General features: G+C 44.3%; 22 protein-coding genes and 1 pseudogene. 19 read left to right on the top strand and 4 right to left on the bottom strand.

Features of this window, described 5'->3' with window-relative positions; genetic code table 11:
- From recN to metG, 8 genes are all read left to right on the top strand, one after another.
- Positions 1–1,659, top strand: coding sequence for a DNA repair protein RecN (gene recN / locus ACVC7Q_RS04325; protein ID WP_414376194.1), 1,659 nt, complete (start codon positions 1–3; stop codon positions 1,657–1,659).
- A gap of 20 nt (positions 1,660–1,679) precedes the next feature.
- Positions 1,680–2,408 carry a metallophosphoesterase gene (locus ACVC7Q_RS04320; RefSeq protein WP_014712998.1) on the top strand — a complete coding sequence of 243 codons (729 nt, stop codon included), beginning with the start codon at positions 1,680–1,682 and terminating at the stop codon, positions 2,406–2,408.
- 89 nt (positions 2,409–2,497) lie between these two features.
- Positions 2,498–3,331 carry a DegV family protein gene (locus ACVC7Q_RS04315; RefSeq protein ID WP_447264969.1) on the top strand — a complete coding sequence of 278 codons (834 nt, stop codon included), beginning with the start codon at positions 2,498–2,500 and terminating at the stop codon, positions 3,329–3,331.
- Positions 3,332–3,441: 110 nt separating this feature from the next.
- On the top strand, positions 3,442–3,717 hold the full coding sequence (locus ACVC7Q_RS04310; RefSeq protein WP_003017594.1) for an HU family DNA-binding protein: 276 nt from the start codon (positions 3,442–3,444) through the stop codon (positions 3,715–3,717).
- Positions 3,718–4,311: 594 nt separating this feature from the next.
- Positions 4,312–4,665 carry a hypothetical protein gene (locus ACVC7Q_RS04305; RefSeq protein WP_049487504.1) on the top strand — a complete coding sequence of 118 codons (354 nt, stop codon included), beginning with the start codon at positions 4,312–4,314 and terminating at the stop codon, positions 4,663–4,665.
- A gap of 210 nt (positions 4,666–4,875) precedes the next feature.
- Entirely contained in the window at positions 4,876–5,322 is a 447-nt protein-coding gene (locus ACVC7Q_RS04300) for a Fur family transcriptional regulator (RefSeq protein ID WP_447264968.1), read from the top strand.
- 146 nt (positions 5,323–5,468) lie between these two features.
- Positions 5,469–6,161, top strand: a complete 693-nt coding sequence (locus tag ACVC7Q_RS04295; protein ID WP_003012031.1) for a phosphoglycerate mutase — start codon at positions 5,469–5,471, stop codon at positions 6,159–6,161.
- Between the two features lie 262 nt (positions 6,162–6,423).
- Positions 6,424–8,415, top strand: a complete 1,992-nt coding sequence (gene metG / locus ACVC7Q_RS04290; protein WP_447264967.1) for a methionine--tRNA ligase — start codon at positions 6,424–6,426, stop codon at positions 8,413–8,415.
- 278 nt (positions 8,416–8,693) lie between these two features.
- Here the strand turns inward: metG and ACVC7Q_RS04285 are convergent, their stop codons facing one another.
- Together ACVC7Q_RS04285 and ACVC7Q_RS04280 are read right to left on the bottom strand one after the other, a co-directional pair.
- Entirely contained in the window at positions 8,694–8,900 is a 207-nt protein-coding gene (locus tag ACVC7Q_RS04285; RefSeq protein ID WP_003006064.1) for a helix-turn-helix domain-containing protein, read from the bottom strand.
- A 10-nt stretch (positions 8,901–8,910) separates the two neighbouring features.
- Positions 8,911–9,432 carry a DUF2975 domain-containing protein gene (locus ACVC7Q_RS04280; RefSeq protein ID WP_049489026.1) on the bottom strand — a complete coding sequence of 174 codons (522 nt, stop codon included), beginning with the start codon at positions 9,430–9,432 and terminating at the stop codon, positions 8,911–8,913.
- A gap of 248 nt (positions 9,433–9,680) precedes the next feature.
- On the opposite strand from ACVC7Q_RS04280, the gene ACVC7Q_RS04275 reads away from it, so the two are divergent.
- The 3 genes from ACVC7Q_RS04275 (at position 9,681) to ACVC7Q_RS04265 (ending at position 15,504) form a co-directional block, all read left to right on the top strand.
- The gene (locus ACVC7Q_RS04275; RefSeq protein WP_447264966.1) at positions 9,681–10,943 is read left to right on the top strand and encodes a DUF6287 domain-containing protein; all 1,263 of its coding nucleotides are present in this window, start codon (positions 9,681–9,683) and stop codon (positions 10,941–10,943) included.
- Between the two features lie 348 nt (positions 10,944–11,291).
- The gene (locus ACVC7Q_RS04270) at positions 11,292–12,224 is read left to right on the top strand and encodes a metal ABC transporter solute-binding protein, Zn/Mn family (RefSeq protein WP_447264965.1); all 933 of its coding nucleotides are present in this window, start codon (positions 11,292–11,294) and stop codon (positions 12,222–12,224) included.
- Positions 12,225–12,231: 7 nt separating this feature from the next.
- A complete protein-coding gene (locus ACVC7Q_RS04265; protein WP_447264964.1) occupies positions 12,232–15,504 on the top strand; it encodes a pneumococcal-type histidine triad protein in 3,273 nt (1,090 codons plus the stop codon).
- Positions 15,505–15,590: 86 nt separating this feature from the next.
- On the opposite strand, the gene ACVC7Q_RS04260 is transcribed toward ACVC7Q_RS04265, so the two are convergent.
- Positions 15,591–16,775 (bottom strand): DUF2974 domain-containing protein, encoded by a 1,185-nt coding sequence (locus ACVC7Q_RS04260; RefSeq protein ID WP_447264963.1) that lies wholly within the window; start codon positions 16,773–16,775, stop codon positions 15,591–15,593.
- A gap of 168 nt (positions 16,776–16,943) precedes the next feature.
- Between ACVC7Q_RS04260 and ACVC7Q_RS04255 the strand changes: the two genes are divergently transcribed.
- From ACVC7Q_RS04255 to ACVC7Q_RS04235, 5 genes are all read left to right on the top strand, one after another.
- The gene (locus tag ACVC7Q_RS04255; RefSeq protein ID WP_447264962.1) at positions 16,944–17,621 is read left to right on the top strand and encodes a response regulator transcription factor; all 678 of its coding nucleotides are present in this window, start codon (positions 16,944–16,946) and stop codon (positions 17,619–17,621) included.
- Positions 17,614–18,588: a sensor histidine kinase gene (locus ACVC7Q_RS04250; RefSeq protein WP_447264961.1), complete on the top strand. Its 975-nt coding sequence runs from the start codon at positions 17,614–17,616 to the stop codon at positions 18,586–18,588. The genes ACVC7Q_RS04255 and ACVC7Q_RS04250 overlap by 8 nt, the downstream gene beginning before the upstream one ends.
- A 114-nt stretch (positions 18,589–18,702) precedes the next feature.
- Positions 18,703–18,831, top strand: a complete 129-nt coding sequence (locus tag ACVC7Q_RS04245; protein ID WP_004219855.1) for a hypothetical protein — start codon at positions 18,703–18,705, stop codon at positions 18,829–18,831.
- 15 nt (positions 18,832–18,846) lie between these two features.
- On the top strand, positions 18,847–19,605 hold the full coding sequence (locus ACVC7Q_RS04240; RefSeq protein ID WP_302990885.1) for an ABC transporter ATP-binding protein: 759 nt from the start codon (positions 18,847–18,849) through the stop codon (positions 19,603–19,605).
- A complete protein-coding gene (locus ACVC7Q_RS04235) occupies positions 19,606–21,591 on the top strand; it encodes an FtsX-like permease family protein (RefSeq protein ID WP_447264960.1) in 1,986 nt (661 codons plus the stop codon).
- 281 nt (positions 21,592–21,872) lie between these two features.
- Here the strand turns inward: ACVC7Q_RS04235 and ACVC7Q_RS04230 are convergent, their stop codons facing one another.
- The gene (locus ACVC7Q_RS04230; protein ID WP_003012241.1) at positions 21,873–22,136 is read right to left on the bottom strand and encodes a SemiSWEET family transporter; all 264 of its coding nucleotides are present in this window, start codon (positions 22,134–22,136) and stop codon (positions 21,873–21,875) included.
- Between the two features lie 286 nt (positions 22,137–22,422).
- Between ACVC7Q_RS04230 and ACVC7Q_RS04225 the strand changes: the two genes are divergently transcribed.
- The 3 genes and pseudogenes from ACVC7Q_RS04225 (at position 22,423) to ACVC7Q_RS04215 (ending at position 23,528) form a co-directional block, all read left to right on the top strand.
- The gene (locus ACVC7Q_RS04225) at positions 22,423–22,680 is read left to right on the top strand and encodes a SemiSWEET family transporter (RefSeq protein ID WP_447265037.1); all 258 of its coding nucleotides are present in this window, start codon (positions 22,423–22,425) and stop codon (positions 22,678–22,680) included.
- Positions 22,681–22,786: 106 nt separating this feature from the next.
- Complete coding sequence (locus tag ACVC7Q_RS04220; protein WP_447264959.1) at positions 22,787–23,164, top strand: YbgA family protein; 378 nt, start codon at positions 22,787–22,789, stop codon at positions 23,162–23,164.
- Positions 23,165–23,528: pseudogene (locus ACVC7Q_RS04215) on the top strand (TIGR02328 family protein).
- The last annotated feature ends 97 nt before the right edge of the window (positions 23,529–23,625 follow it).

The following is a 23,625-nucleotide window of genomic DNA, read 5'->3' as shown; positions in this document are numbered from 1 at the left end:
ATGCTATTAGAAATTTCGATTAAGAACTTTGCCATTATCGAAGAGATTTCCTTAAATTTTGAAAAGGGAATGACGGTACTGACAGGGGAAACAGGTGCAGGGAAATCCATCATTATCGATGCCATGAACATGATGCTGGGAAGCCGTGCAACGACGGATGTCATTCGACACGGAGCCCCAAAAGCAGAAATCGAAGGTCTCTTCACCGTTGAGAACAATCGCCACTTGACGGCTCTCTTTGAAGAACAAGGACTAGAGTGGACCGATGAATTGATCATTCGCCGAGAGATCTTGCAAAATGGACGAAGTGTCAGCCGGATCAATGGTCAGATGGTGAATTTATCGGTCTTAAAGGCAGTCGGCCAACATTTGGTGGACATTCATGGCCAGCATGATCAGGAAGAACTTATGCGGCCCCAACTGCATATCGCTATGCTGGATGAATTTGGAGATGCAGCCTTTTTCCAAACCAAAGACGCGTATCGTCAAACCTTTGAAGACTACAAACGCCTGCGCAAACAAGTAGTGGAACTCCAGCGCAACCAGCAGGAAAATAAGGCCCGTATTGAGATGTTGGAGTTTCAAATTGCAGAGATTGAGGCAGCTGCCTTGGAAGTGGATGAGGACCTGCGTCTGGAGCAAGAACGCCAACGTCTGCTCAATCACAAGATGATTGCTGATACCCTAACCAATGCCTATACCATGCTGGATGCAGAAGAGTTTTCGAGCCTCTCCAATGTTCGCTCAGCCATGAATGATCTGGAGAGCATCGAGGAATATGATCCCAGCTACAAAGAGCTCTCAAGCCAGTTATCGGAAACCTTCTATGCCCTCGAGGACATTACCAAGCGCTTAGAAGATGTGGTCGATGGTCTGGAGTTTGATGGTAATCGCCTCATGCAGGTGGAATCGCGTTTGGATTTGATCCACTCCATCACGCGCAAGTATGGTGGCCAAGTCAAGGACGTTTTGGAGTACCTGGCACAAATCACCAAAGAATATAACCTCCTCACCGGAAGTGACCTCTCGTCTGAGGACTTGGAAAAAGAACTCAAACGTTTGGAAAAGAGTTTGGTCACCTTGGCTCAAGATTTGAGTGATCAGCGGCATGCCCTGGCCCAAGCTTTGGAAAATGAAATCCAGCAAGAATTGGCAGATCTCTACATGGACAAGGCGCGTTTCCAAGTACGTTTTAGCAAGGCTAAGTTTAATCGTGAGGGAAATGAAGCTGTCGAATTTTATATTTCGACCAACCCAGGTGAGGACTTTAAACCCCTTGTCAAGGTAGCATCCGGCGGAGAATTGTCACGCTTGATGTTGGCCATTAAGTCGGCTTTTTCTCGAAAAGAAGGAAAAACCAGTATTGTCTTTGACGAGGTAGATACAGGAGTCTCTGGGCGCGTGGCTCAAGCCATCGCAGCGAAAATTCATAAGATTGGTCAAAATGGCCAAGTGCTTGCCATTTCTCACCTGCCTCAAGTCATCGCTGCAGCAGATTATCAATTCTATATTGAGAAAATCAGTGATGAACACTCAACCGTATCCACAGTACGTTTGCTCAATAGAGAAGAACGAATCGAAGAAATTGCCAAGATGCTCGCAGGAGAGGATTTAACGGAGGCTGCCCGTCAACAAGCAGAGCAACTTCTCAAGCGTTAAGAGAAAGAAGGTTTGAAACAATGTCAACATACTTTGTAGTCGGAGATATTCACGGGAAAGCACAAATGCTAGAAGAGCTCATGACAGAGTGGGATGGAAAAGCTCAATTGGTCTTTTTAGGGGATTTGATGGATCGAGGCGAAAACAGCAAACGATCGATTGAAATCGTAAAAGACTACGTAGACCATCACGGAGCTGTTTGCCTTTCCGGGAATCACGAGTACATGTTTTTAGCTTGGTTGGACAATCCAGAAGAGCGTTATGACCACTACCGAAGAAATGGTGGCGATACGACCATCAACTCTTTGTTAGGACGGCCACTCGATGCTCCTGTAGATGGCATTGCGGATGCGCAAGCAGTAGAAAATGCCGTTCCTGACTTGGTGGCCTTCATCCGCAGTCTGCCCTTTGACTACGAGACAGAGACCTATTATTTTGTCCATGCTGGTGTGGATCTAACCCTTGAAAATTGGCGGGAAACCAGTGATTACCAAAAAGTCTGGATCCGAAAACCATTCCATGAAGCGGAGAATCATACAGGCAAATGGATCGTCTTTGGCCATACACCGATTTATGGACTGCTCAATGAGCCGGTCGGTACCGAAAATCTTTGGATTTCAGATCAGAAAATGGGCGTTGATGGAGGCGCTGTCTATGGTGGAGTCCTCCATGGATTGCTCTTGGATGATCAAGGTATCGTCCATGACCATGTCCTTCATAATACAGGTTTTTCTGCCGCAGACGACTGAGGAAGCAGGAATGGATATCTTTCACTGCAAAACCCCGTGTTTTTTGATATAATGAAAGCAAAACATTCTTAGGAAGAGTATAGAAATATATGGCAAATATTAAAATAGTTACAGACTCATCTATTACAATTGAGCCTGAAGTAGTTAAAGAATATGGCATCACCATTGTGCCACTTTCTGTTATGGTGGATGGAGTCCTTTATTCTGACAGTGAGTTGGGTGAAGGGGACTTCTTGCGCTTAATGCAGTCTAGCAAAAATCTTCCAAAGACCAGCCAACCACCCGTTGGAGTTTTTGCGGAAATTTATGAAAAGTTAGCAGCAGACGGAGCTCATATCGTTTCGATTCATATGTCTCATGCCTTGTCAGGAACAGTAGAGGCGGCACGTCAAGGAGCAACCTTGTCAGGAGCAGAAGTGACTGTGATTGATAGTGGCTTTACAGACCAAGCCATGAAGTTCCAAGTCGTTGAAGCAGCCAAGTTGGCCAAAGAAGGAGCTGATTTAGACACTGTCTTGGCCCGCATTGAAGAAGTTAAAGAAAAGACAGAGTTGTATATCGGCGTTTCTACCTTGGAAAATCTGGTGAAAGGTGGTCGCATTGGCCGTGTAACAGGCCTTTTGAGCTCCCTTCTCAATATCCGTGTCGTGATGCAAATGAAGGACCATCAGTTAGAACCGATCGTCAAAGGGCGTGGGAACAAGACCTTTAAGAAGTGGGTGGATGAATTGGTAGAAAAACTATCCCACAAGAAAGTAGCTGAGATCGGAATCTCTTATGCAGGAACACCAGAGTGGGCCAATGAAATGAAAGCTCAATTGCAATCGCTCGTTGAAAATGCGATCCCAGTTCTCGAAACTGGATCGATTATCCAAACCCATACAGGTGAGAATGCATTTGCAGTTTTGGTGCGCTACGAATAAGCTGAATAAATGTTTGAAAAAACAGGTTTAGTACTTGACCTAAAGGCTTTTTTTAGATATTATAGTACTGTTAAGGCGTAAAGCCTAAAAAAAATTGGAGGATTTGTTAAATGGCTAACAAACAAGATTTGATCGCAAAAGTGGCAGAAGCTACAGAATTGACTAAAAAAGATTCAGCAGCAGCTGTAGATGCTGTATTTGCAGCAGTTTCAGAATACCTTTCAAAAGGTGAAAAAGTTCAATTGATCGGTTTTGGTAACTTCGAAGTTCGTGAACGTGCAGCTCGTAAAGGTCGCAACCCACAAACTGGTAAAGAAATTGAAATCGCAGCTTCTAAAGTTCCAGCGTTCAAAGCTGGTAAAGCTCTTAAAGAAGCAGTTAAATAATTGCATTTTGAAAAGCCATCCTAGATTTCTAGGGTGGTTTTTTTGTTGGACAGCTCTACAGGATAAGGATATAATAGGAAAAAAAAGAGAGAGAAAAGACCATGCGATTCATTTTAGGACTCTTTGCCTTGTTGTTTATCCGGCCTATTTTCTATCTACTGAAAGGGCTGTGGTTTGTACTGGAATTTTGCTTTATGATCCTCGTGGTTAAGATGATCCTAGGAACCGTACGCTGGATGACCAGTTGGATGGGCTGAGCGGGGAGAGAGGAATTTATTAAATGTTACGTTACGTAGTAGAATTAAGTTTGATGCTTAATTCTTTTTTTATAAAAAATTTCACTAAATAAGAATTATTTTCAAAAAATACTTTTTTTTTTAGCAACCATAGTATAATACTGTGGAGCATGAAAGTAAAGTAGGAAAGGGAGCAATTAAGAAAAGTTTATATTGGTTGTCTGTATTACTATATGTAATTTGGAAATGTTCAAATTAATACTTGTATATAAGATATTTTGGTAACCATGTAGGACATATATTATATAATCAATAGAATTTAGTTAGTTCTAAATGTATAAAATAGGAGAAAAGTAAGATGAAAACAAAAACTTTGGCACTTTTTAGCGGAATTGTTGGTTTAGTTGGTGGTATTTTACTATTAGTTGGGCCATTCTTTATTCTTGGTACTGCAGCTGCTACAGCTAGTTCAGATGCAACTGCTGGATCAATTCTTTTATTAAATGCTTTGAAAATTGCAAATCTAGTATTGGGAATTATTGCAATTGTTTATTACAAAGGTGATGAGCGAGTAGGTGTTGCTCCTTCAGTGCTACTGATTGTAGGTGGATCTGTTGCGATTATCCCATTCTTAGGATGGATTGGTGGTATCATCGTATTGATTGGTGGTTCATTATTCCTCGGTTCTCTTAAAAAATTTAAAACTAATTAATTAGTTTTATTTTTGAGATAAAAAGTCGTATATAGACACGTGAATCAATGTCCGCTGGACATGAACTTGCTTCTCCGTTTTCAGGCTCGTGAAAAAAATGTCCCCCGGACATTTTTTTAATTAAAAGCATTCTAAATAGTGATTTATTTTGAAACATGCTATAATAGGAGTAACGAATCGATTAAATCATATTGGAAAGGGGGAATCATAGTGAACGCATTGCATCGTCATGAACAAGAGCGCGTGGAAGAAGTCTTGCAAAATTTGCGTGCTAAGGGCATTCGGATTACTGATACCCGCAGAGCAGTTCTTTCCTATTTAGTGGCGAGTCATGAACATCCAAGCGCTGAGAAGATCTATCGCGATTTATTGCCTCAGTTTCCAAGCATGAGTTTAGCAACTGTCTACAACAATATCAAGTTTTTGATTGATGAGGGTGTCGTTTCTGAGATTAAGGTTCGCAATGATACCACGACCTATTTTGATTTCATGGGGCATGACCATTTGAATGTGGTGTGTGAAAAATGTGGCCGTATCGCAGATGTGGACATTGAAGTTCCAGATCTTCGCGAAGAAGCAGCCAGTCAAAGTGGTTACCAGATCACCAAGACCCAGATGACCGTCTATGGTATTTGCCCAGACTGTCAAAAACAATGATAAAGACATTCCATTAGAGCCGTCAGGCTCTTTTTTGTGAGAAATTGCACTTTTCTATGGTCGCCACTAGATTTTTTACTGAAAATCTAGTAGAATAAAATAGATAAACGGGGGAAACCTCGGAGAATAAAAAGGAGATCCATCTAATGGTAAAATTGGTTTTTGCTCGCCACGGTGAGTCTGAATGGAACAAAGCTAACCTTTTCACTGGTTGGGCTGATGTTGATTTGTCTGAAAAAGGTACACAACAAGCGATCGACGCTGGTAAATTGATCAAAGAAGCTGGTATCGAATTTGACCAAGCTTATACTTCAGTATTGAAACGTGCGATCAAAACTACTAACTTGGCTCTTGAAGCTTCTGACCAATTGTGGGTTCCAGTTGAAAAATCATGGCGCTTGAACGAACGTCACTACGGTGGTTTGACTGGTAAAAACAAAGCAGAAGCTGCTGAACAATTTGGTGATGAACAAGTTCACATCTGGCGTCGTTCTTACGATGTATTGCCTCCTGCAATGGACCGTGATGATGAACACTCAGCACACACTGACCGTCGTTACGCTTCACTTGACGATTCAGTGATCCCAGATGCTGAAAACTTGAAAGTTACTTTGGAACGTGCCCTTCCATTCTGGGAAGATAAAATCGCTCCAGCTCTTAAAGACGGTAAAAACGTATTCGTAGGAGCACACGGTAACTCAATCCGTGCCCTTGTTAAACACATCAAACAATTGTCAGACGACGAAATCATGGATGTGGAAATCCCTAACTTCCCACCATTGGTATTCGAATTTGACGAAAAATTGAACGTTGTAAAAGAATACTATCTTGGAAAATAAAAATATCCAGTGGATATTTTTATCCCGAGCCTGAAAACGCAAAAGCGAGGCTTATCCAGTGGATATTTTTATCCCGAGCCTAGAAACGCCAAAGTGAGGCAATTCTATCGGGATTTGTTATCCATACAAAAAGCTGACTTCGGTCAGCTTTTTTGCTTGCCTTCCTTAGATCCTAGCTGGTTTTTGGTTTTCAGGGACTCCTAAAAATGATATAATGAAGTGTTATTACATAAGGTTTCATTAGCCTTGAAAGGAAAAGAAAATGACAAAATCATTCTACATCACAACCCCTATCTATTACCCATCTGGTAAATTGCATATTGGTTCAGCTTATACAACTATTGCCTGTGACGTCTTGGCGCGTTACAAACGCATGATGAACTACGATGTCTTCTACCTGACTGGTCTCGATGAGCATGGTCAAAAGATCCAGCAAAAAGCAGAAGAAGCTGGGATTACGCCACAAGCTTATGTAGATGGGATGGCAGTTGGAGTGAAAGAACTCTGGCAATTACTCGATATCTCATACGATAAATTCATCCGTACAACAGACGATTTCCATGAAAAAGTGGTAGCCCAAGTCTTCGAACGCTTGCTGGCGCAAGATGACATCTATCTGGGTGAATACTCTGGTTGGTACTCCGTCTCTGATGAAGAGTTCTTTACAGAAAGCCAATTGGCTGAGGTTTACCGTGATGAGAATGGCAAGGTCATCGGTGGGGTAGCCCCATCAGGCCATGAAGTAGAATGGGTTTCTGAAGAATCTTATTTCCTACGCCTCAGTAAATACCAAGACCGCTTGGTCGAATTTTTCAAATCCCAACCGGATTTCATCACTCCAGATGGCCGTCTTAATGAAATGTTGAAAAATTTTATCGAGCCTGGTTTGGAAGATTTGGCGGTATCTCGGACCACCTTTACTTGGGGAGTTCCAGTCCCATCCAATCCAAAACACGTAGTCTATGTATGGATTGACGCCCTGCTCAACTATGTGACGGCACTTGGTTATGGTCAAGATGAACATGGTAATTTTGACAAATTCTGGAACGGAACGGTCTTCCACATGGTTGGAAAAGATATCCTTCGTTTCCACTCGATCTACTGGCCAATCCTTCTTATGATGTTGGATATCAAATTGCCAGAACGATTGATTGCCCATGGTTGGTTTGTCATGAAAGACGGCAAGATGTCTAAGTCTAAAGGGAATGTCATCTACCCAGAAATGTTGGTGGAACGCTTCGGCTTGGATCCACTTCGTTACTACCTCATGCGTAGCCTTCCAGTTGGTTCTGATGGGACTTTTACACCAGAAGACTACGTGGCACGCATCAACTATGAATTGGCCAATGACCTTGGAAACCTCCTTAACCGGACGGTAGCCATGATCAACAAGTACTTTGGTGGTCAAGTTCCTGCTTATGTCGAAAATGTTACCGCATTTGATGCTGATTTGGCTAAGGTAGTTGAAGAAAACATCGCTGAATACCACAAGCAAATGAACGCGGTTGATTACCCACGCGCTTTGGAGGCGGTTTGGAACATCATCTCTCGTACCAACAAGTACATCGATGAGACAGCTCCTTGGGTCCTCGCTAAAGAAGACGGTGACAAGGAACAATTGGCAGCGGTCATGGCTCACTTGGCAGCTAGTCTTCGTGTCGTGGCTCATTTGATCCAACCATTCATGATGAACACCTCAAATGCCATCATGGAGCAACTTGGCTTGGGCTTGGACTTCGATCTTGAAAACTTGACTCTAGCAGGCTTCCCTGAAAATGTCACAGTGGTTGCCAAAGGAACTCCAATCTTCCCACGTCTCGATATGGAAGAAGAAATTGCCTACATCCAATCGCAAATGACTGCTGGAAAACCACAAGAAAAAGAATGGATTCCAGAAGAAGTTGAACTCAAGTCTGAAAAAGATGAGATCAAATTTGAAGACTTTGACAAGGTTGAAATCCGTGTAGCAGAAGTCAAAGAAGTGGAACGCGTCGAAGGATCAGACAAATTGCTTCGCTTCCGCCTAGATGCAGGAGATGGCGAAGACCGTCAAATCCTCTCTGGTATCGCGAAATTCTATCCAAATGAACAAGAATTGGTCGGCAAGAAACTTCAAATCGTGGCCAACCTCAAACCACGTAAGATGATGAAAAAATACGTCAGCCAAGGCATGATTCTTTCCGCAGAACATGGAGATCAATTAACGGTCCTAACTGTTGATCCATCTGTACCAAATGGAAGCATCATCGGCTAAATGATAGACAAAGAAAAAGCTCTCCTGGAAGGGAGGGCTTTTGTTGTGACGATATAGTTCCCATCATTGAGTTTTACAAGGATGGTATTTGAGTCCTATTAGTAATGAATATTAATGGAGACTTCCGCAGTGAGAAAAGAGTCTGAAACGGTATCATTTCAGACTTTCGGGAGATTTGAGACAGTAGGCTCAAATCTTAGGTATGGAATCCCAAAGGGATTCGCTACCGTCCGTCCTCACCTAAGGAAAGTCTCCAATTATATTTTTAAATATATGTCCTATTCATCCGGCCGGTATTCTAGGATATCTCCTGGCTGGCAGTCGAGTTCTTTGCAGATGGCTTCTAGAGTGGTGAAGCGGATGGCTTTGGCCTTGCCGGTTTTGAGGATGGAGAGGTTGGCTGTGGTGATGCCGATTTTGTCGGCTAGCTCGTTGGATTTCATCTTTCGCTTGGCCAGCATGACATCTAGATTGACGATAATCATGGCACCCTCCTTAAATGGTTAGCTCATTTTCTTCAGCAATCTCAATACCTCTCTCTAAAATCTTGCCAGAGACCCAGACGATTGGAACGGCAAGGAGAAGCCCTGTGTTAAAGGTAAATTGGAAAGTGAAGGGAAGGAGATAAGCATTTCCACTGGTTTCAAGTGTGCCAGACATAAAGGACAAGACCAAGAGAATCTTCCAAGCTCGGTTGCAAAGATTAATGTTGGAGTGAGAAAAGATCTTTTCTTGGTAGAGATTTTGGAGGAAGCTGCGAATGGTGAGGAGAAGGTAAATATAGATAGCGCTTGAGGCTAGTGGGAAGAGCAGCTGCCAGAGAGGTTGTGGATGTTGGGGAAAGAGCTGGATGCCATTCGCATCAAAGGACAAGCGACCTGATTGAATGAGATCTTTGAAAAGGCCCATGCGGGAAAGCAGATGGACGACTAATGCAGCCACGGTCATAAAGCCACAGAAGTAAATGAAAGCCGTTAAGACTTCAATGACATTTTTTAAGGTTTTTGAGTTTTTCATCGCAAGCCTCCTTGAAGTTTATTTATTTTTCACTTATAGTATACTCCTTATAAAAAATTAGTTAATAAAAAAGTATCGAAAAACGATAAAAAAATAACGATAAACAAAATATTGTTTTTGAAAAACAGGTATTTTCTACTAAAACTAGTCAGTTCAAACCTGGAAAACCACTACATAGAGGGGAATTTTACTATACTTTCGATTTAGGGTATACTAGTGTAAAGATCTTATTCCATGGAGGTAGTAAAATGAATCTTAAGTGGAAGAAAAAATACCTGGGGCCGATTTTGGGACTTGTTGGAGCAGCTGTTCTGATCGGAGGAGTCTATCTCTACTCTAGCTCCAACATCCAACCAGACCATCAAAAGGAATTTAAGCAGACTAGCAAGAAGGTCACCAAGCCAAAGGAAAAAGCTATTGATTTGAGTGGTGACTATGTCTCTAATGAACGGGATGAAGCCAAAATCGAGAAAAAAGGCAAGGCCTGGAAGATCGATTACCAAACGGCTGACGGCAAGGTATCCGCTGAATTTAGTACGGATTGGAAGGTCGAAGGGTCTAATAAAGTTTCGACAGGCAAGATGAAAAAGTCCGATGGCAATACAGACTTTACAGTCACTGTTCGTGTCTTCAAATACAAGACGGATAAGAAACCTTTGATTACGGTCACCATGTCTGACAAAAATCCCGACCACGAGATGGTCTTTGCCAATCGGGAGGATTTTTTCAAATCGACAGATCCAAATGATGTCGTCCTTGATGGCAATCTCTCACCGTTTGAAGGTGCTTATTCCAATGATACCTATGAAAAGGAAATCGCCGATTCCGGTTTTAAACTTTATGGCTATACTCCAGAAGAATATTACCAAAACAAGACCAATGCCTTTCCAAGTATTGTAAATGGGGAGACTGGCTGGACTTTCTGGAGTGGAGGCACTCGGGCAAGTTACTTGTTCAATAAAGAAAAAGAGCCCAAGAAGCGAAAAGGCTATTATGAAGTTTATTTCACAGGGGCAAATGGGACTGCAATCCAAGGGCAAGAGCAAACCTTGTACTTGATCCCAGCAGGTGTGACAGGTCCGGATGGAGTGGCTTCTCAAGAACGTCGGATTCTCTTTGGTGACGTGGCCTACCGAGATTACCACCTAGAGTGGTGGAAAGCTTATCCGCAACCGAAAAAAGAGAAAGACTTGGATATTGCGGCCATTAACGGAGGCGACTTCTCAAGCTTAGCTGGAACTTGGCGCAATGGCAAGGGTGCTGAAATCGTCATCCAAGCAGACGGAAAAGTTAAGGGCCAAGGTAGCCTCAAGGCTGTTGCGGACTCGGATAAGAAGAGCAAGATCCCTTATGTTGAGATGAAGATGGGTGAGACTGGTGCTGCGATTGGACTTCTGAAAATCGGTTTCCAAAATCCAGATGGAGACCAGTCTGATACCAGCAAGCCACGTCTAGTGGTCACTCAATCTGCAGGCAACTACCCGGCTGATCAATATTTCTACCGTCAATAAAAGAGAGTGGGATAGAAATCGGTCATTCGTTAGAATTTGATTTCGTCGTCCCACCTCCGCACAGTTGAGTAGGGCTGTAAAAGCTCATAAAATCAGCGTAGTAGAGCCCACTCAACTACTGCGTCTTGCTCGACAATCCAAAGACAATTGAGAGGTTAGGACTTTTGTCCCAGCCTCTTTTTTACTGCAAGGAAGGCTCCTAGAGTATCGTAAAATACTAAGTCCCGATCATTAAAAGGAAAAAAATGTAAAAAAAGGCTTGACAAAGTAACTCATTAGCAGTATTATTAACTAGTTAATTAACTGATTAATAAACTGGTTAATAAATCGAAATAGAGGTGAAGGATAATGAAGAGAAAAATGAAGGTGCTGGGACTCTTGTTCCTCAGTTTCTTTCTGCTGACAGCTTGTGCTAGTCAAGGAAATGCAAAAAAGCCCCCTTCTAGAAAAGGCCTTAAAATTGTCACGAGTTTTTATCCAATCTATGCCCTGGTCAAGGAAATCTCTGGAGACCAAAATGACATCTGGATGGTTCAGTCAGGTGCAGGGATTCATGATTACGAACCCTCAACCAAGGAAGTGGCACAGATCTATGATGCAGATATATTTGTCTACCATTCTCAGACCCTGGAATCATGGGCCGGTCGTTTAGATCCTAACCTACAAGGTTCCAAGTTGCAGGTGATCGAAGGTAGCCAAGGAATGACCCTCGATAAGGTGGCTGGCTTAGAGGATGTCGAGGCCGGTCAGGGAAAGGAAGCCAAGCACTTGTATGATCCGCATACCTGGTTGGACCCTGCGAAAATCGCAGAAGAAGGAAAGATCATCGCTCAACGCTTGGGAGAGATTGATCCCAAGAATAGGAAGCTCTATCAGGCCAATGCTCAACAGCTTGAAAAGCGCTGTGAGGAACTAGTAGCCCACTACCAGCCTATCTTTGACAAGGCCAAGCAAAAGACCTTTGTAACCCAGCACACGGCCTTTTCTTATCTGGCCAAACGCTTTGGACTCAAGCAGTTAGGGATTGCAGGGATTTCCCCTGAGCAAGAACCAACCGCCCGGCAATTGGCGGAGATCCAGCAGTTTGTCAAAGATTATCAGGTGAAAACGATCTTTGTGGAGAAGCATACGTCATCAAAGGTGGCAGATAGTATTGCCAAAGCAACAGGGGCGCGTGTCAAGGTATTGGATCCTCTGGAAGCCGATCCGCAAAACGATAAAGATCTATTAGAAAATTTAGAAGGAAATATGGCGAGTTTAGCCAAAGAATTAGAGGAGTAAATCAAGAATGAAGAAAAAGGGAACGATTGGAATTGTAGCGACTTTGGGACTGGGACTCTGTGCCTATGCACTCAGTCAGCATCCACAAGCCAAGGAAGAGAAAAAGAATCAGATTCAGTATCTACACGCAGAAAAGAAACCGTCATCGACTGCTTCCAGTAAAAAGGAAGACAGCATCCAAGCAGTCAATGCCAAGGAAAAAACGCAGGCGGAGCAGATTGTCATCAAAATTACGGATGAAGGCTTTGTCACTTCTCATGGGGATCATTTTCATTACTATAGTGGCAAGGTTCCGTTTGATGCAATCTTCAGTGAGGAGTTAATTTTGCGAGATCCCACCTATCAGCTCCAAGAAGCTGATATTGTCAGCAAAGTCAAGGATGGCTATATCATTAAACGCGCCGGTAAATACTATCTCTACTTAAAGGATGCTCAGCATACGGTTAATGTGCGCTCGATCGAAGAGATCGCTCAACAACAAAAAGGCGGCGCTAAAGAAGAAGGAGAAACGGGATCGGTACAGGCAGGCTCCTCGCACAAAGGGGTAAAAACCCGAGATTTTCGTCAGCCAAGTCAAGCGCTAAAAGAGGGGAAGACCCTTGAAACGCTGACTGCTAAGAACCATTCAGGAGGAGGCTATCGTACGGACGATGGGTATGTCTTTAGCCCTGGAGATGTTATTTCAGATACAGGGGATGGCTTCATTGTGCCCCATGGCGGACATTACCATTATATTCCAAAGAGTGCCTTATCTGCTGGCGAGTTAGCAGCAGCCCTTTCGGCCTTAGGTGGTCAAGCTGGCCATCAGGCTGGAGGCTCGTACTTAGCTAGCCCAAGTGTAGAAGCAGGTAAGAATCAAGGGACTCCAAATCAAGCCTCTCCAAACTTAGGAAAACAAGCTAGCAACCAGGTGTCACCAAGTCCAACCAATTCCCATGTGACACCAACGACTTCTAAACCGGCTACTTCAAAACCGAGTCCAACGCTCAGCAATCTAATGGAAGAATTGCAGAAAACTCCTCTGACTTCTCGTCATGTGGAATCGGATGGGTCTGTCTTTGATCCGAGTAAGATTACCAAGTGGACCGATCAAGGAATTGTCTACCCTCACGGGGATCATTTCCACTTTATCCCTTACAGCTCCCTATCTCCTTTAGAACGTGAGCTGGCACGGCAATTCCAACTGCTTCGGGCCCAAGGTGCTACTACACCTGCTGAAATAAGTCCAAACCGGCCTTCAAGTCCAAGTACAAAACCAATTGACCATAGTCACGAGCATGAACATGGAGATAGTCACGAGCATGAACATGGGGATAGTCATGATCACGAGCACGAAGAGGAGCACGATCATGGTTTCCATGCAGACATGGTCATCAGTAAGGACGAGGACGGTTACATGGTCGCTCATGGCAACCACGCTCATTATTTCTACAAGAAGGACCTCTCTCCTCAAGAGATTGCAGCAGCAGAGGCAACTCTGGCAGGTAAGAAAGAAGAGGACAAGGGACAGCCACTGACAGATGATGTCGCCAGTTATTCTCGCGATGCCTCAGATGAGGAAAAGATCCAGTACATCAGCAAGACCTACGGTGTCCCCCGTGAGGCCATTAAGATTTCCAATGGTTTCTTTGTCTTTAACAATCCAGACCAAGAATACGACCCAACTCACATCCACCCTTATGCAGTACGGAAGGAACACGTTCGGATTCCACTTGAGACGGGCAATCCTGAACTAGACTTTATCAATGAACTCTATGCAACAGCCCTTCGCTCGGGGATTTCTCCTTATAGCCTCCAGATTGAAAATGGTCAGTTTGTCATCCCACATGGCGATCACAACCACTACATCAAGGTGCGATCAGCGGGACTAGCAGACTATTTAGCCCATCGCCTTCCTACCATCCAATCGCCTTACAAAAAAGGAGACTTGAATAAAAAAGCAGTAGAGGACAGGGTCAACCAACTTTTAGCAGAAAGCAGGACTCTTTACGCTTCTGATCCATTGCAGCAACGACGGATTGAGCTCATCTTGGGCCACTTCTTGGAAAATGTCAAGAGTTTCCCAAGCAACTCGACGGAAGGCTACCTGGCCAGTCTCAACCAGGTTGACCAGCAATACATCCATGCGACTCAAGCGATCAAACCAAAAGAAGAGACAGCCCTCGATCGTCGATACCAGGAATTGCTGGAACAAGTGCGCTTGCTAGACACAGAAGCCTTCCAACTGAAGAAGGAAGGGTTGGTCTCACAACTGCAGGAAGCCTATGCTGCCAAGGACAGCAAGCGTTTAGAGCAGGAAGGGAAGCTATTAGAAGCTGTTCAGGAGATGCAAGATCGGACGGGTGTGACATCGGTCGACTATCTCAAGTACTTCTACCAAAGCTTGAGCGATGCGCGCTTGACACCAGAAATGCGCACCAAGGCGGCAGATCTAGCTTTGAAACTCTATCGGGCCCAAGCCTTTGAAGAAGCCTGGGATGCTAAGGCTCACTTTATGGAACTCTACCAAACCAAGCAGGCAATTGACCAGCTCTTCTCTCAAGAGAAAGGCCAAACCTATCCTATTGAAAAAACAGTTTTGGATCAAAAAGGAAGTCAGTCCCCATCTTATAACTTAGCGGTCTATGATTTCCTCAAGGGCTTATATGGAGAGTTGGACAAGGCGACAGAATCCCGTCAACGAACTAGCATCCTGACAGGGCTCTTAGAGCAAATCCAGTCGCTCTTGCCACAAGTCGAAGACCAGGCCAAACGAACTGCCTTTGAAGCAAGTTTGGCTCAACTTGGAAATGAGACGGATCCAGACAAGGCTATTGCAAGTGGACAAGCTCTGTTACGCGAAATCAGTGACACCATTGAAAAGAAAAAACAAAAGCAAACAGAAGAGCCTAAGATTGGGGATGTCGCCCTTTATCAACAGCTCTATAACCAATTGATGGCGCTTCACCAACAATTGCAGGAAAAGGGGGCTAGTGATGCTGTATTTGATCGCTTAGAAGCTCTCTTTGACCAATTGGCTAATCCAAAGAGTGACAAGGCAGCCTTACTACAGGCTATCCAAGCCTTTCAGGCAGAGTTAGCAGCGGTGCCATCTGCAAGCGAAGTGACCGAACCAGCTAGCACGGTCGAAACGCCTGTAGCTACAGAAACTCCGGTAGAAAAAGAAGCAGCAGCTTCAGCAGGGAACAACACTACCACAACTGAGACAGAAACAGAGCCTGCAAGCCCAGCTTCCATAGAAGAAGGCACACTAGATGCTCCATCTTCTCAGGACCAATAGAAAATAGAAAAGCATCTGAAAACTTTCAGATGCTTTTTGAGTTCTAGTGAATAGAAGAGGTGGGATCTTTTTTCAGTTGTTGAGTCTCACTCCTTGTGCTCAAGGAGCAGAGGTGAGGAGGACTCGACTGCTTTTTTGCGCTTGAAAAATGCAGTCATTTGAACCAGAATACGGGGAACCGTCTGCCATTTTTTCCAAGCTTGGACACGGGTATCGAGGAGTTGCTTGGCTAGACGTTCCAGCATTTCCCTTTCTGTAGGATCTAGGTCTTGAGCATTTTGAAAGATCTCTTTGATCTTGGAGAAATTTTTCAAGTTCCTCAAATCATTGATTGAAGTAATGCCTGCATCTAAGAAGAGGCCGAAGAAGGTATCAAAGAACTTCTTTCGATCATCCGCCGATGTTTCGCGAACCCACTGCTTCAAGGTCTCGTCGGTCTGCTGGCTATCGGGACTGGTTTGATCCAGGGTCACAAATTTATCTTTCTCAATCATCCAAGTAAAAGCGTCATGCTGGACAAAGCCACCAAAAGCTCGGCTTTTTACGATTGTAGCAGGCTCAGGGACTTCTAGCATCATGCCGACGATGGAACCTTGAGGAACAAAGCGAAGAATGTTTGGGGACGTCCGCTGGTAGCCTTCGGTCTCGATAATGGCCCTGTTGAGGCCAGGAGCATCGTAGCTGTAGATGGCATCGACCCGTTCAAACAGATGATTTGGAAGGTAAGAGCAGGCATAGGTTGCGAGATTGCCCCCTTTGGAGTGACCGGCTACTAAGAAGCGCCCTTTAGGAAATTCCTTCATGACGTTTTGCAGGTAGCTGGCTGCGCGCCTCTGAGCTGGGACATGGTCCATATAGGTCATGTGGAAGTCTTCCTTCCAGCCGATCAAGGTGTCATCCGTCCCTCTGAAGACAACTAAATAAACATCCATGGTAAGACGATAGGTCATAGCCGCAAATTGTTTTTGCACATCCTGATCGTACTCGTCGACATAGTTGAGGAGTTTGATGTTTTTAAAACGCTTTGAACTAGCTAAGTCATCGACTAATTGCAGGTGTTGGTCTGTCACGATGAAATCGGTGGTTCGATCGACTAGCTCTGCTGCATCAGATAAGCGGACTTCAATATTGGTCGTATCCCCTTGGGGCACGATCCGATCAAAAGGAAGATAGGTCAGCTCTGTCAGTGCCAGGACATCCAGTTCATTGAAAGGACGGTCGTATATGGAATCGTAGGTCACTTCTTTTAGGTAATCAAAAATAGTTGACATCTGTGCCTCCCGTGTCTTATTTCTTTCAGTATAGCACAAAAATGGATGGAGAAAAAGCGCCTTCCATCAAGACAGTAGGAGTGAGATCTTCTTTCCCTCTGAAACAGTCTTTTTCTCTGCTTCTTAATCTGTTATAATAGGAAGAAGAAAAAAGAAGGAAAGAAAGCCATGCATAAAATTCTTTTAGTGGAAGATGATGAAATTATTCGTCAACAGGTCAAACAATTATTGGAACAATGGGGCTATGAAGTAGTCGCAGTAGAGGATTTTATGGATGTCCTTGGGATCTTTGTCGAAACCGACCCCCACTTGATCCTCATGGATATTGGATTGCCTCTCTACAATGGGTACCACTGGTGCCAGGAGATTCGCAAGGTTTCAAAGGTTCCGATTATGTTTCTTTCCTCACGGGATCAAGCCATGGATATTGTCATGGCCATCAATATGGGTGGAGACGACTTTGTCACCAAGCCTTTTGATCAAAATGTGCTCCTTGCTAAGGTCCAAGGACTCTTGCGCCGCTCTTATGAATTTGGGACAGATCAAAATCTGCTGGAACACCGGGGAGCCATCCTCAATCTCAAGTCCACGGACTTGGTGTATGAAGGGGAAGTCATCAAGTTGACCAAGAATGAATTTCAGATCCTGCGCGTCCTGTTTGAGCATGCGGGCAGTATCGTGGCGCGCGATGATATGATGAAAGAGCTCTGGAATAGCGACTTCTTTATTGATGACAATACCTTGTCTGTCAATGTGGCCCGGCTACGCAAGAAACTAGAAGAGGCTGGCTTGTCAAACTTCATTGAAACCAAGAAAGGCATCGGTTATGGGTTGATCCATGAATAAATATGGAAACATCTTTTGGCAGTATGTGGTATCCCGCAGGCGCCTGCTCTATCTAGTGGTCATCTTTTTGATGGTCGATTTGGTCTTTGCCATTCTCTTTCCAGAGACGGGGACGGTTTTCCTCTATGCGACTCTGATGCTAGGATTTTTTACCCTCTGTATCTTGATCTGGGATTTCGCTATGACCTTTCAGGAGTACCGCAAAGCCTTGCTGTATGAGGAAATAGAGCTTGCCTCACCACTGGAACATCTCCTTTATGAAAAATATACAGAAGAACAACAGGCGCGCCTGGAGCAAGGCAAAGTAGCCCAGGCCAAGTTCAATGACCTGATGGATTACTACACCCTCTGGGTTCACCAGATTAAGACGCCCATTGCAGCTAGCCAGCTCTTGGTCCAAGATGTCGAGACACCTATTGTCAAGCAGCAGATGGAGCAGGAGCTTTTCAAGATTGACTCCTATGCCAATCTGGTTCTGCAGTACCTGCGGCTGGAGAGTTTTCATGACGATCTGGTCTTAAAGCGCGTGTCGCTAGAGGACTTGGTCAAAGAAGTGGTCCGCAAATATGCCCTCTTTTTTATCCAAAAGAACTTGACAGTGAACCTGCATGATTTGGATGTCGCCGTCATTACCGATCGAAAGTGGCTCTTGGTCATCATCGAGCAACTCTTGTCCAATAGCCTCAAGTACACCAGTACAGGTGGAATTGAGATCTATTTCAAAGACCAGACCCTCTATATAAAAGACAGCGGGATTGGAATCAAAAATAGCGATGTCCTCCGCGTATTTGAGCGGGGCTTCTCCGGTTACAATGGCCACATGACCCAGCAATCCTCAGGTCTGGGGCTCTATCTGTCTAAGAAAATCGCAGAGCAATTAGGCCACAAGATTAGCCTCCACTCAGAGGTTGGCCAAGGCACAACCGTCGCTATTCGCTTTGAAGAGAAGAAGTTGGTCATGGATTAGTTTTTTCCATCTTACAAAAATGTAAGAAATAAACGGTAAAATGAAAGGTTAGGTTATGGTAGCCGCCTTTTATTTTTTATACAATAGTCTCATCAAATGAAGGAGGTCAAGAAAATGAAACTCTTGAAATGGATGAAACAACCCAAAAAGATTAAGAAACCAAATGAGCAAACCGATCTGGAAAAGACGGAATTTGGTCTCCAAGTCCTGCAACAAACCCAAGAATTTTTCTTGATCTACTAGTAAAAGGAGAAAAGTATGTCATTGCTAGACGTTCAACACATCAAAAAAATCTACAAAACCCGCTTTCAAGGGACGCAAGTTGAAGCCCTAAAGGACATTCATTTTACCGTGGAAAATGGCGAATACGTCGCCATCATGGGGGAATCAGGGTCCGGGAAATCGACCCTCCTCAATATCCTAGCCATGCTGGATCAGCCGACCGAAGGACGAGTCTACCTCAACGGCACTGATACTTCGACCATCAAGAACAAGGATGCGTCCAGCTTCCGTCGCGAAAAACTAGGCTTTGTCTTTCAAGACTTTAACCTGCTGGATACCTTGTCTGTCAAGGACAATATCCTCCTCCCTCTAGTCCTTTCTCGCAGACCCGTCAAGGAAATGATGACGAAGGTAGATAGCGTGAGTCGGGAATTGGGCATTCACCAGCTTCTTGAAAAATACCCTTACGAAATCTCTGGTGGGCAAAAACAACGGGTGGCCGTAGCACGGGCTATCATCACCTCACCTGAAATCCTCCTTGCCGATGAGCCAACAGGGGCGTTGGATTCCAAGTCTTCGGCTGCGTTGCTCGACGTCTTTGAAGATATCAATAGCATGGGTCAAACCATTCTCATGGTAACCCACTCGACCGCCGCGGCAGCTCGGGCCAAGCGCGTGCTCTTTATCAAGGACGGAATTCTTTACAACCAGATCTTCCGTGGGGAAAAGACAGAGCGTCAGATGTTCCAAGAAATCTCGGATACCTTGACGGTCATGGCAAGTGAGGTGGAGTAGATGTTACGATTAACCACTAAATTAGCTTGCTCCAATCTGATCAAGAACCGCAAGCTCTATTATCCCTTTGCGATTGCGGTCATTCTCGCAGTGACCATCGCCTACCTCTTTGACTCCCTGACCTTTAATCCCCACATTTCTCAGCTTCGAGGGGGATCTCCCATGCTCTTCACCCTTGGCTTGGGACTGTTCGTGGTCAATGTTGCGGGGGCTATCATCGTGCTCTATGCCAATAGCTTTGTCATGAAAAACCGCTCCAAGGAGCTGGGAATCTACAGCATGCTCGGCCTTGAAAAGCGCCATCTCATCAGTATGATTTTCAAGGAGCTCTTGATTTTTGGTTTTGTGACTATCTCAAGCGGTGTCTTGATCGGAGCCCTCTTTGACAAGCTGATCTTTGCCTTTCTCTTGAAACTGATGAAGATGAAGGTCCAGCTGGTATCCACCTTCCAACCTATGATTGTAGTCTTGGTCTTTGTCACCTTTGGTCTCATCTTTGCCCTCTTGGTTCTTCTCAACGCTTGGCGCATTCTTCGATTGAATGCTCTGCAATTGACGCGTGAAAAGGCCAGTGGTGAAAAGAAAGCCCGCTTCTTGTGGCCCCAAACCATCCTGGGCTTAGCCTCTCTCGGTTTTGGCTACTACCTAGCTTTGTCTGTCAAAGACCCCATGTCTGCGATTTTGATCTTCTTTTTAGCCGTTGTCTTGGTTATGATTGGGACCTACTTGCTCTTTAATGCAGGGATCACCGTCTTCTTGCACCTACTCAAGAAAAAGAAGGGGTATTATTACCAACCCAACAACATGATTTCGGTCTCTAACCTCATCTATCGCATGAAGAAAAATGCGGTGGGGCTTGCGACTATAGCCATCCTCTCAACCATGGTATTGGTAACGATCTCTGCTGCCACTAACATCTATGTTGGTGGTGAAATGTTCAAGAAAATCATGCCTCCACATGATTTCTCTGTTCAAGGAAAAGGGGTAGATCTGGAGCTAATCAATCAGAAATTTGATGAATTTGCCTCTGAGCACCAGCTTGAGATCAAGAATCGCGACCTGATGACCTATGCCAACTTTGGGGTTAAATCACAAAAGGGTACGGATTTCACCGTCTATCCAGCTGATGAACGCAGCGTCACTCCTAAAACCGTCTTTATGGTCTTTGATGCAGCTAGCTATGAGCAGATGACAGGGGAACACGTCGATCTGACCGGCAATCAAGTCCTTCTCTTTGCCCACAACAAGGCTCTTAAAGGGCAAAAGCAGTTGACCATCAATGGGCAAGACTTCCAAGTCAAGGAAGAAGTGAGCAAGGATTTTATCACCGATCATGTTCCAAATCAGTTTAATATGCTGACGGAGGATTTCAATTACCTGGTCGTGCCAGACCTTTCAGCCTTTGTCGCTCAGTTTCCGGATCTTGCCATCTATACCAATATCTATGGTGGCTTCAATGTCAATGTTGGTGAAGACCAGCAGCTCAAACTGGCAGCCAGCTATGACAAGATGATCGATGAATTGAGTAGCCAACAGGCCCAAGGAACATATATCTATGGGGGTAACCGTGCCACTGATGACGCGGAGGTAAATAGTCTCTTTGGTGGCATCTTCTTTATCGGGATTTTCTTGTCACTGATCTTTATGGTCGGAACGGTCATCGTCATCTACTACAAGCAAATCTCGGAAGGTTATGAAGACCGTGACCGCTTCGTCATCCTCCAACAGGTGGGGCTTGATGAAAACGAGGTCAAACGGACCATCAACCGTCAAGTGCGGACCGTCTTCTTCCTTCCCCTCGTCTTTGCCTTTGTCCACCTGGCCTTTGCCTACCATATGATTCGCCTGATTCTCAAAGTCCTCGGTGTCATCAATAGTGGCCAAGTCCTCGTCGTGACCCTCAGTGTCTGTGCTGTCTTTCTCATCACCTACCTGATCGTCTTTTGGATCACCTCTCGGAGTTACCGCAAGATTGTGCAGATTTAGGAAAAAGAAGCTCAAAACTCCCGAGTTCCTGAAACAATCGTGTTTCAGGAACTTTTCTCACGGCGGAAAGTTTCAATATAGATTATGAATAATTAGAAATCATATTGATTTTTTGCACAATAGCCCAACTTAGCTTATTCAAAGAAAAAAATTGTAAACTTTTTAAGCTCGCTCATGGCGGGCTTTTTGTTCAAAATCCGATCGCAATTGTCTTTTGGTTGTTTAAAGGAATACACAAAAAAAGACCGAACCAGTAGAGTTCAGTCGTTGTTCGATTTCTATTAAAGTGATGTTAGGAAAGTCAATCCACCTAGGATGACACCTGCCGAATTCGGAATAATCAAAATCCAGTCTTTTTTAGGTTCCTTTGTCCAACCATATATGACCCAAATCAAGCAAGATATAGCTGCTGACAAGGGTTGGAAAGGTTGGGCCTTGTTTCCCTGTAAATTAGCAATAATTTGTGGAATGTAAGCAATGAAAACGATAATACCAATAAAGGCACCGATCGAGCCAACGATTTGGTTTATTTTTTGTTTATTCATCTATTTCTACCTCTAATCGTCATTTTACCATAAGAACAGGTCTTGAGCAATAAACTTGCACAAGATTTCGCTTGAAAACTATTACATTTTGAAAAAACTAGACAATGTGTCTTTTTTAAAATCTTAGAAACAAGAAAAAATCATGGTTAAGAAATGGTTTTTTGTGCCCTTCAAAATCACAAGATTGTGACACTTTACAGTTTGGTAACAGTTGATAAAAGACTTGAATTTTAAGAGGGGAAGAGGTAGAATAGTGCGTACTTAAAAAATGAAAGGCATCATGAAAATGAATGAAAAACAAATGAAAATCCTTGGTTGGGTTGCAACCTTTATGTCTGTTATGATGTATGTCTCTTACTTCCCACAAATTATGGATAATCTCGCTGGTCACAAAGGAAACTTTGTTCAACCCCTTGTCGCAGCCATCAACTGTAGTCTTTGGGTCTACTACGGACTCTTCAAAAAAGAACGTGATATCCCACTTGCTGCAGCCAATGCTCCAGGGATCGTCTTTGGTTTGATCACTGCCATCACAGCCTTGTAATCAAGAAAAGAAGCTGGACAAAAAGTCTAGCTTTTTTTGATGAAAGGAAGCTTTTCCATGGTATAATGGGAGGACTATTTAGAGAGAAGAACTAAAGGAGACAAGAGTGGATCAAAAACATCACTGCCAAGTCCTATGGGCGAAAAATAAATACCTGGTGCTGAGTCGTTCGAGTAATATCTACAAGGAAATCCGAGAATACCCCAAACAAGACCAGGTGGAGGTCAGCTATGTCGAGGGCCTGATCCAGCAAGCGCTAGCCTTGCCGGAAAATCGTGGCCAAGTCTCCAATGCCTTCCAGCATATCTGGGGCTATTTCAAAAAGCAGGCGACTGCAGAGGAAAAGGCAGACTTTATGTTGCTACTTGAGAAGTATCAGCATGGACAAGCCCAGCAAGAGGATCTTATCAAGGGAATCCAGACCCTCCTTGAGCGCTACCCTAATCGCTACTTACAAGATTCGACGCTGCTAGGAGGGCAATAGATGAGACTCTGGCACCAAGACTTGATTCCCAAACTCCCTCGTCCCCAGCTCCTGGGCCAACACCGGGAATGCTGCGCCCTAAGGGGTAATGGCTGGGGCAAGAAGCACGCGACGGTCAACTATGTCTTTGACTACTCGCCCTATCGCCTCTATGCCTATCACCGCCTGATCATGGAGGAGATGACCGCTCGTGGCTACAAGGTCAGTCCAGTGGTGGGAGCCGACCTACCGAGGCAAGACCTGCCCAGCCTATCCAGAACTGGAAGAGGAAGCTTTGAGCACCCCTATCTATCCCGAGCACCGGGTTACTTACCTTCGTGAATGCCTGGAGAATCTAGCAGAAAAAGGGATTCAACTAGACTAATCATTGATTAAGTAAAAATGTAAGCTAAACCATTCGTACTCAAATTATTACGAATGGTTTTTAGTATCTAAAATATGATAAAATAGAAAGGATAATA

The organism is Streptococcus sp. W151 (assembly GCF_053010205.1).
Note: the sequence above shows the minus strand (reverse complement) of the source record. Positions and strands in the feature narration are given on the sequence as shown.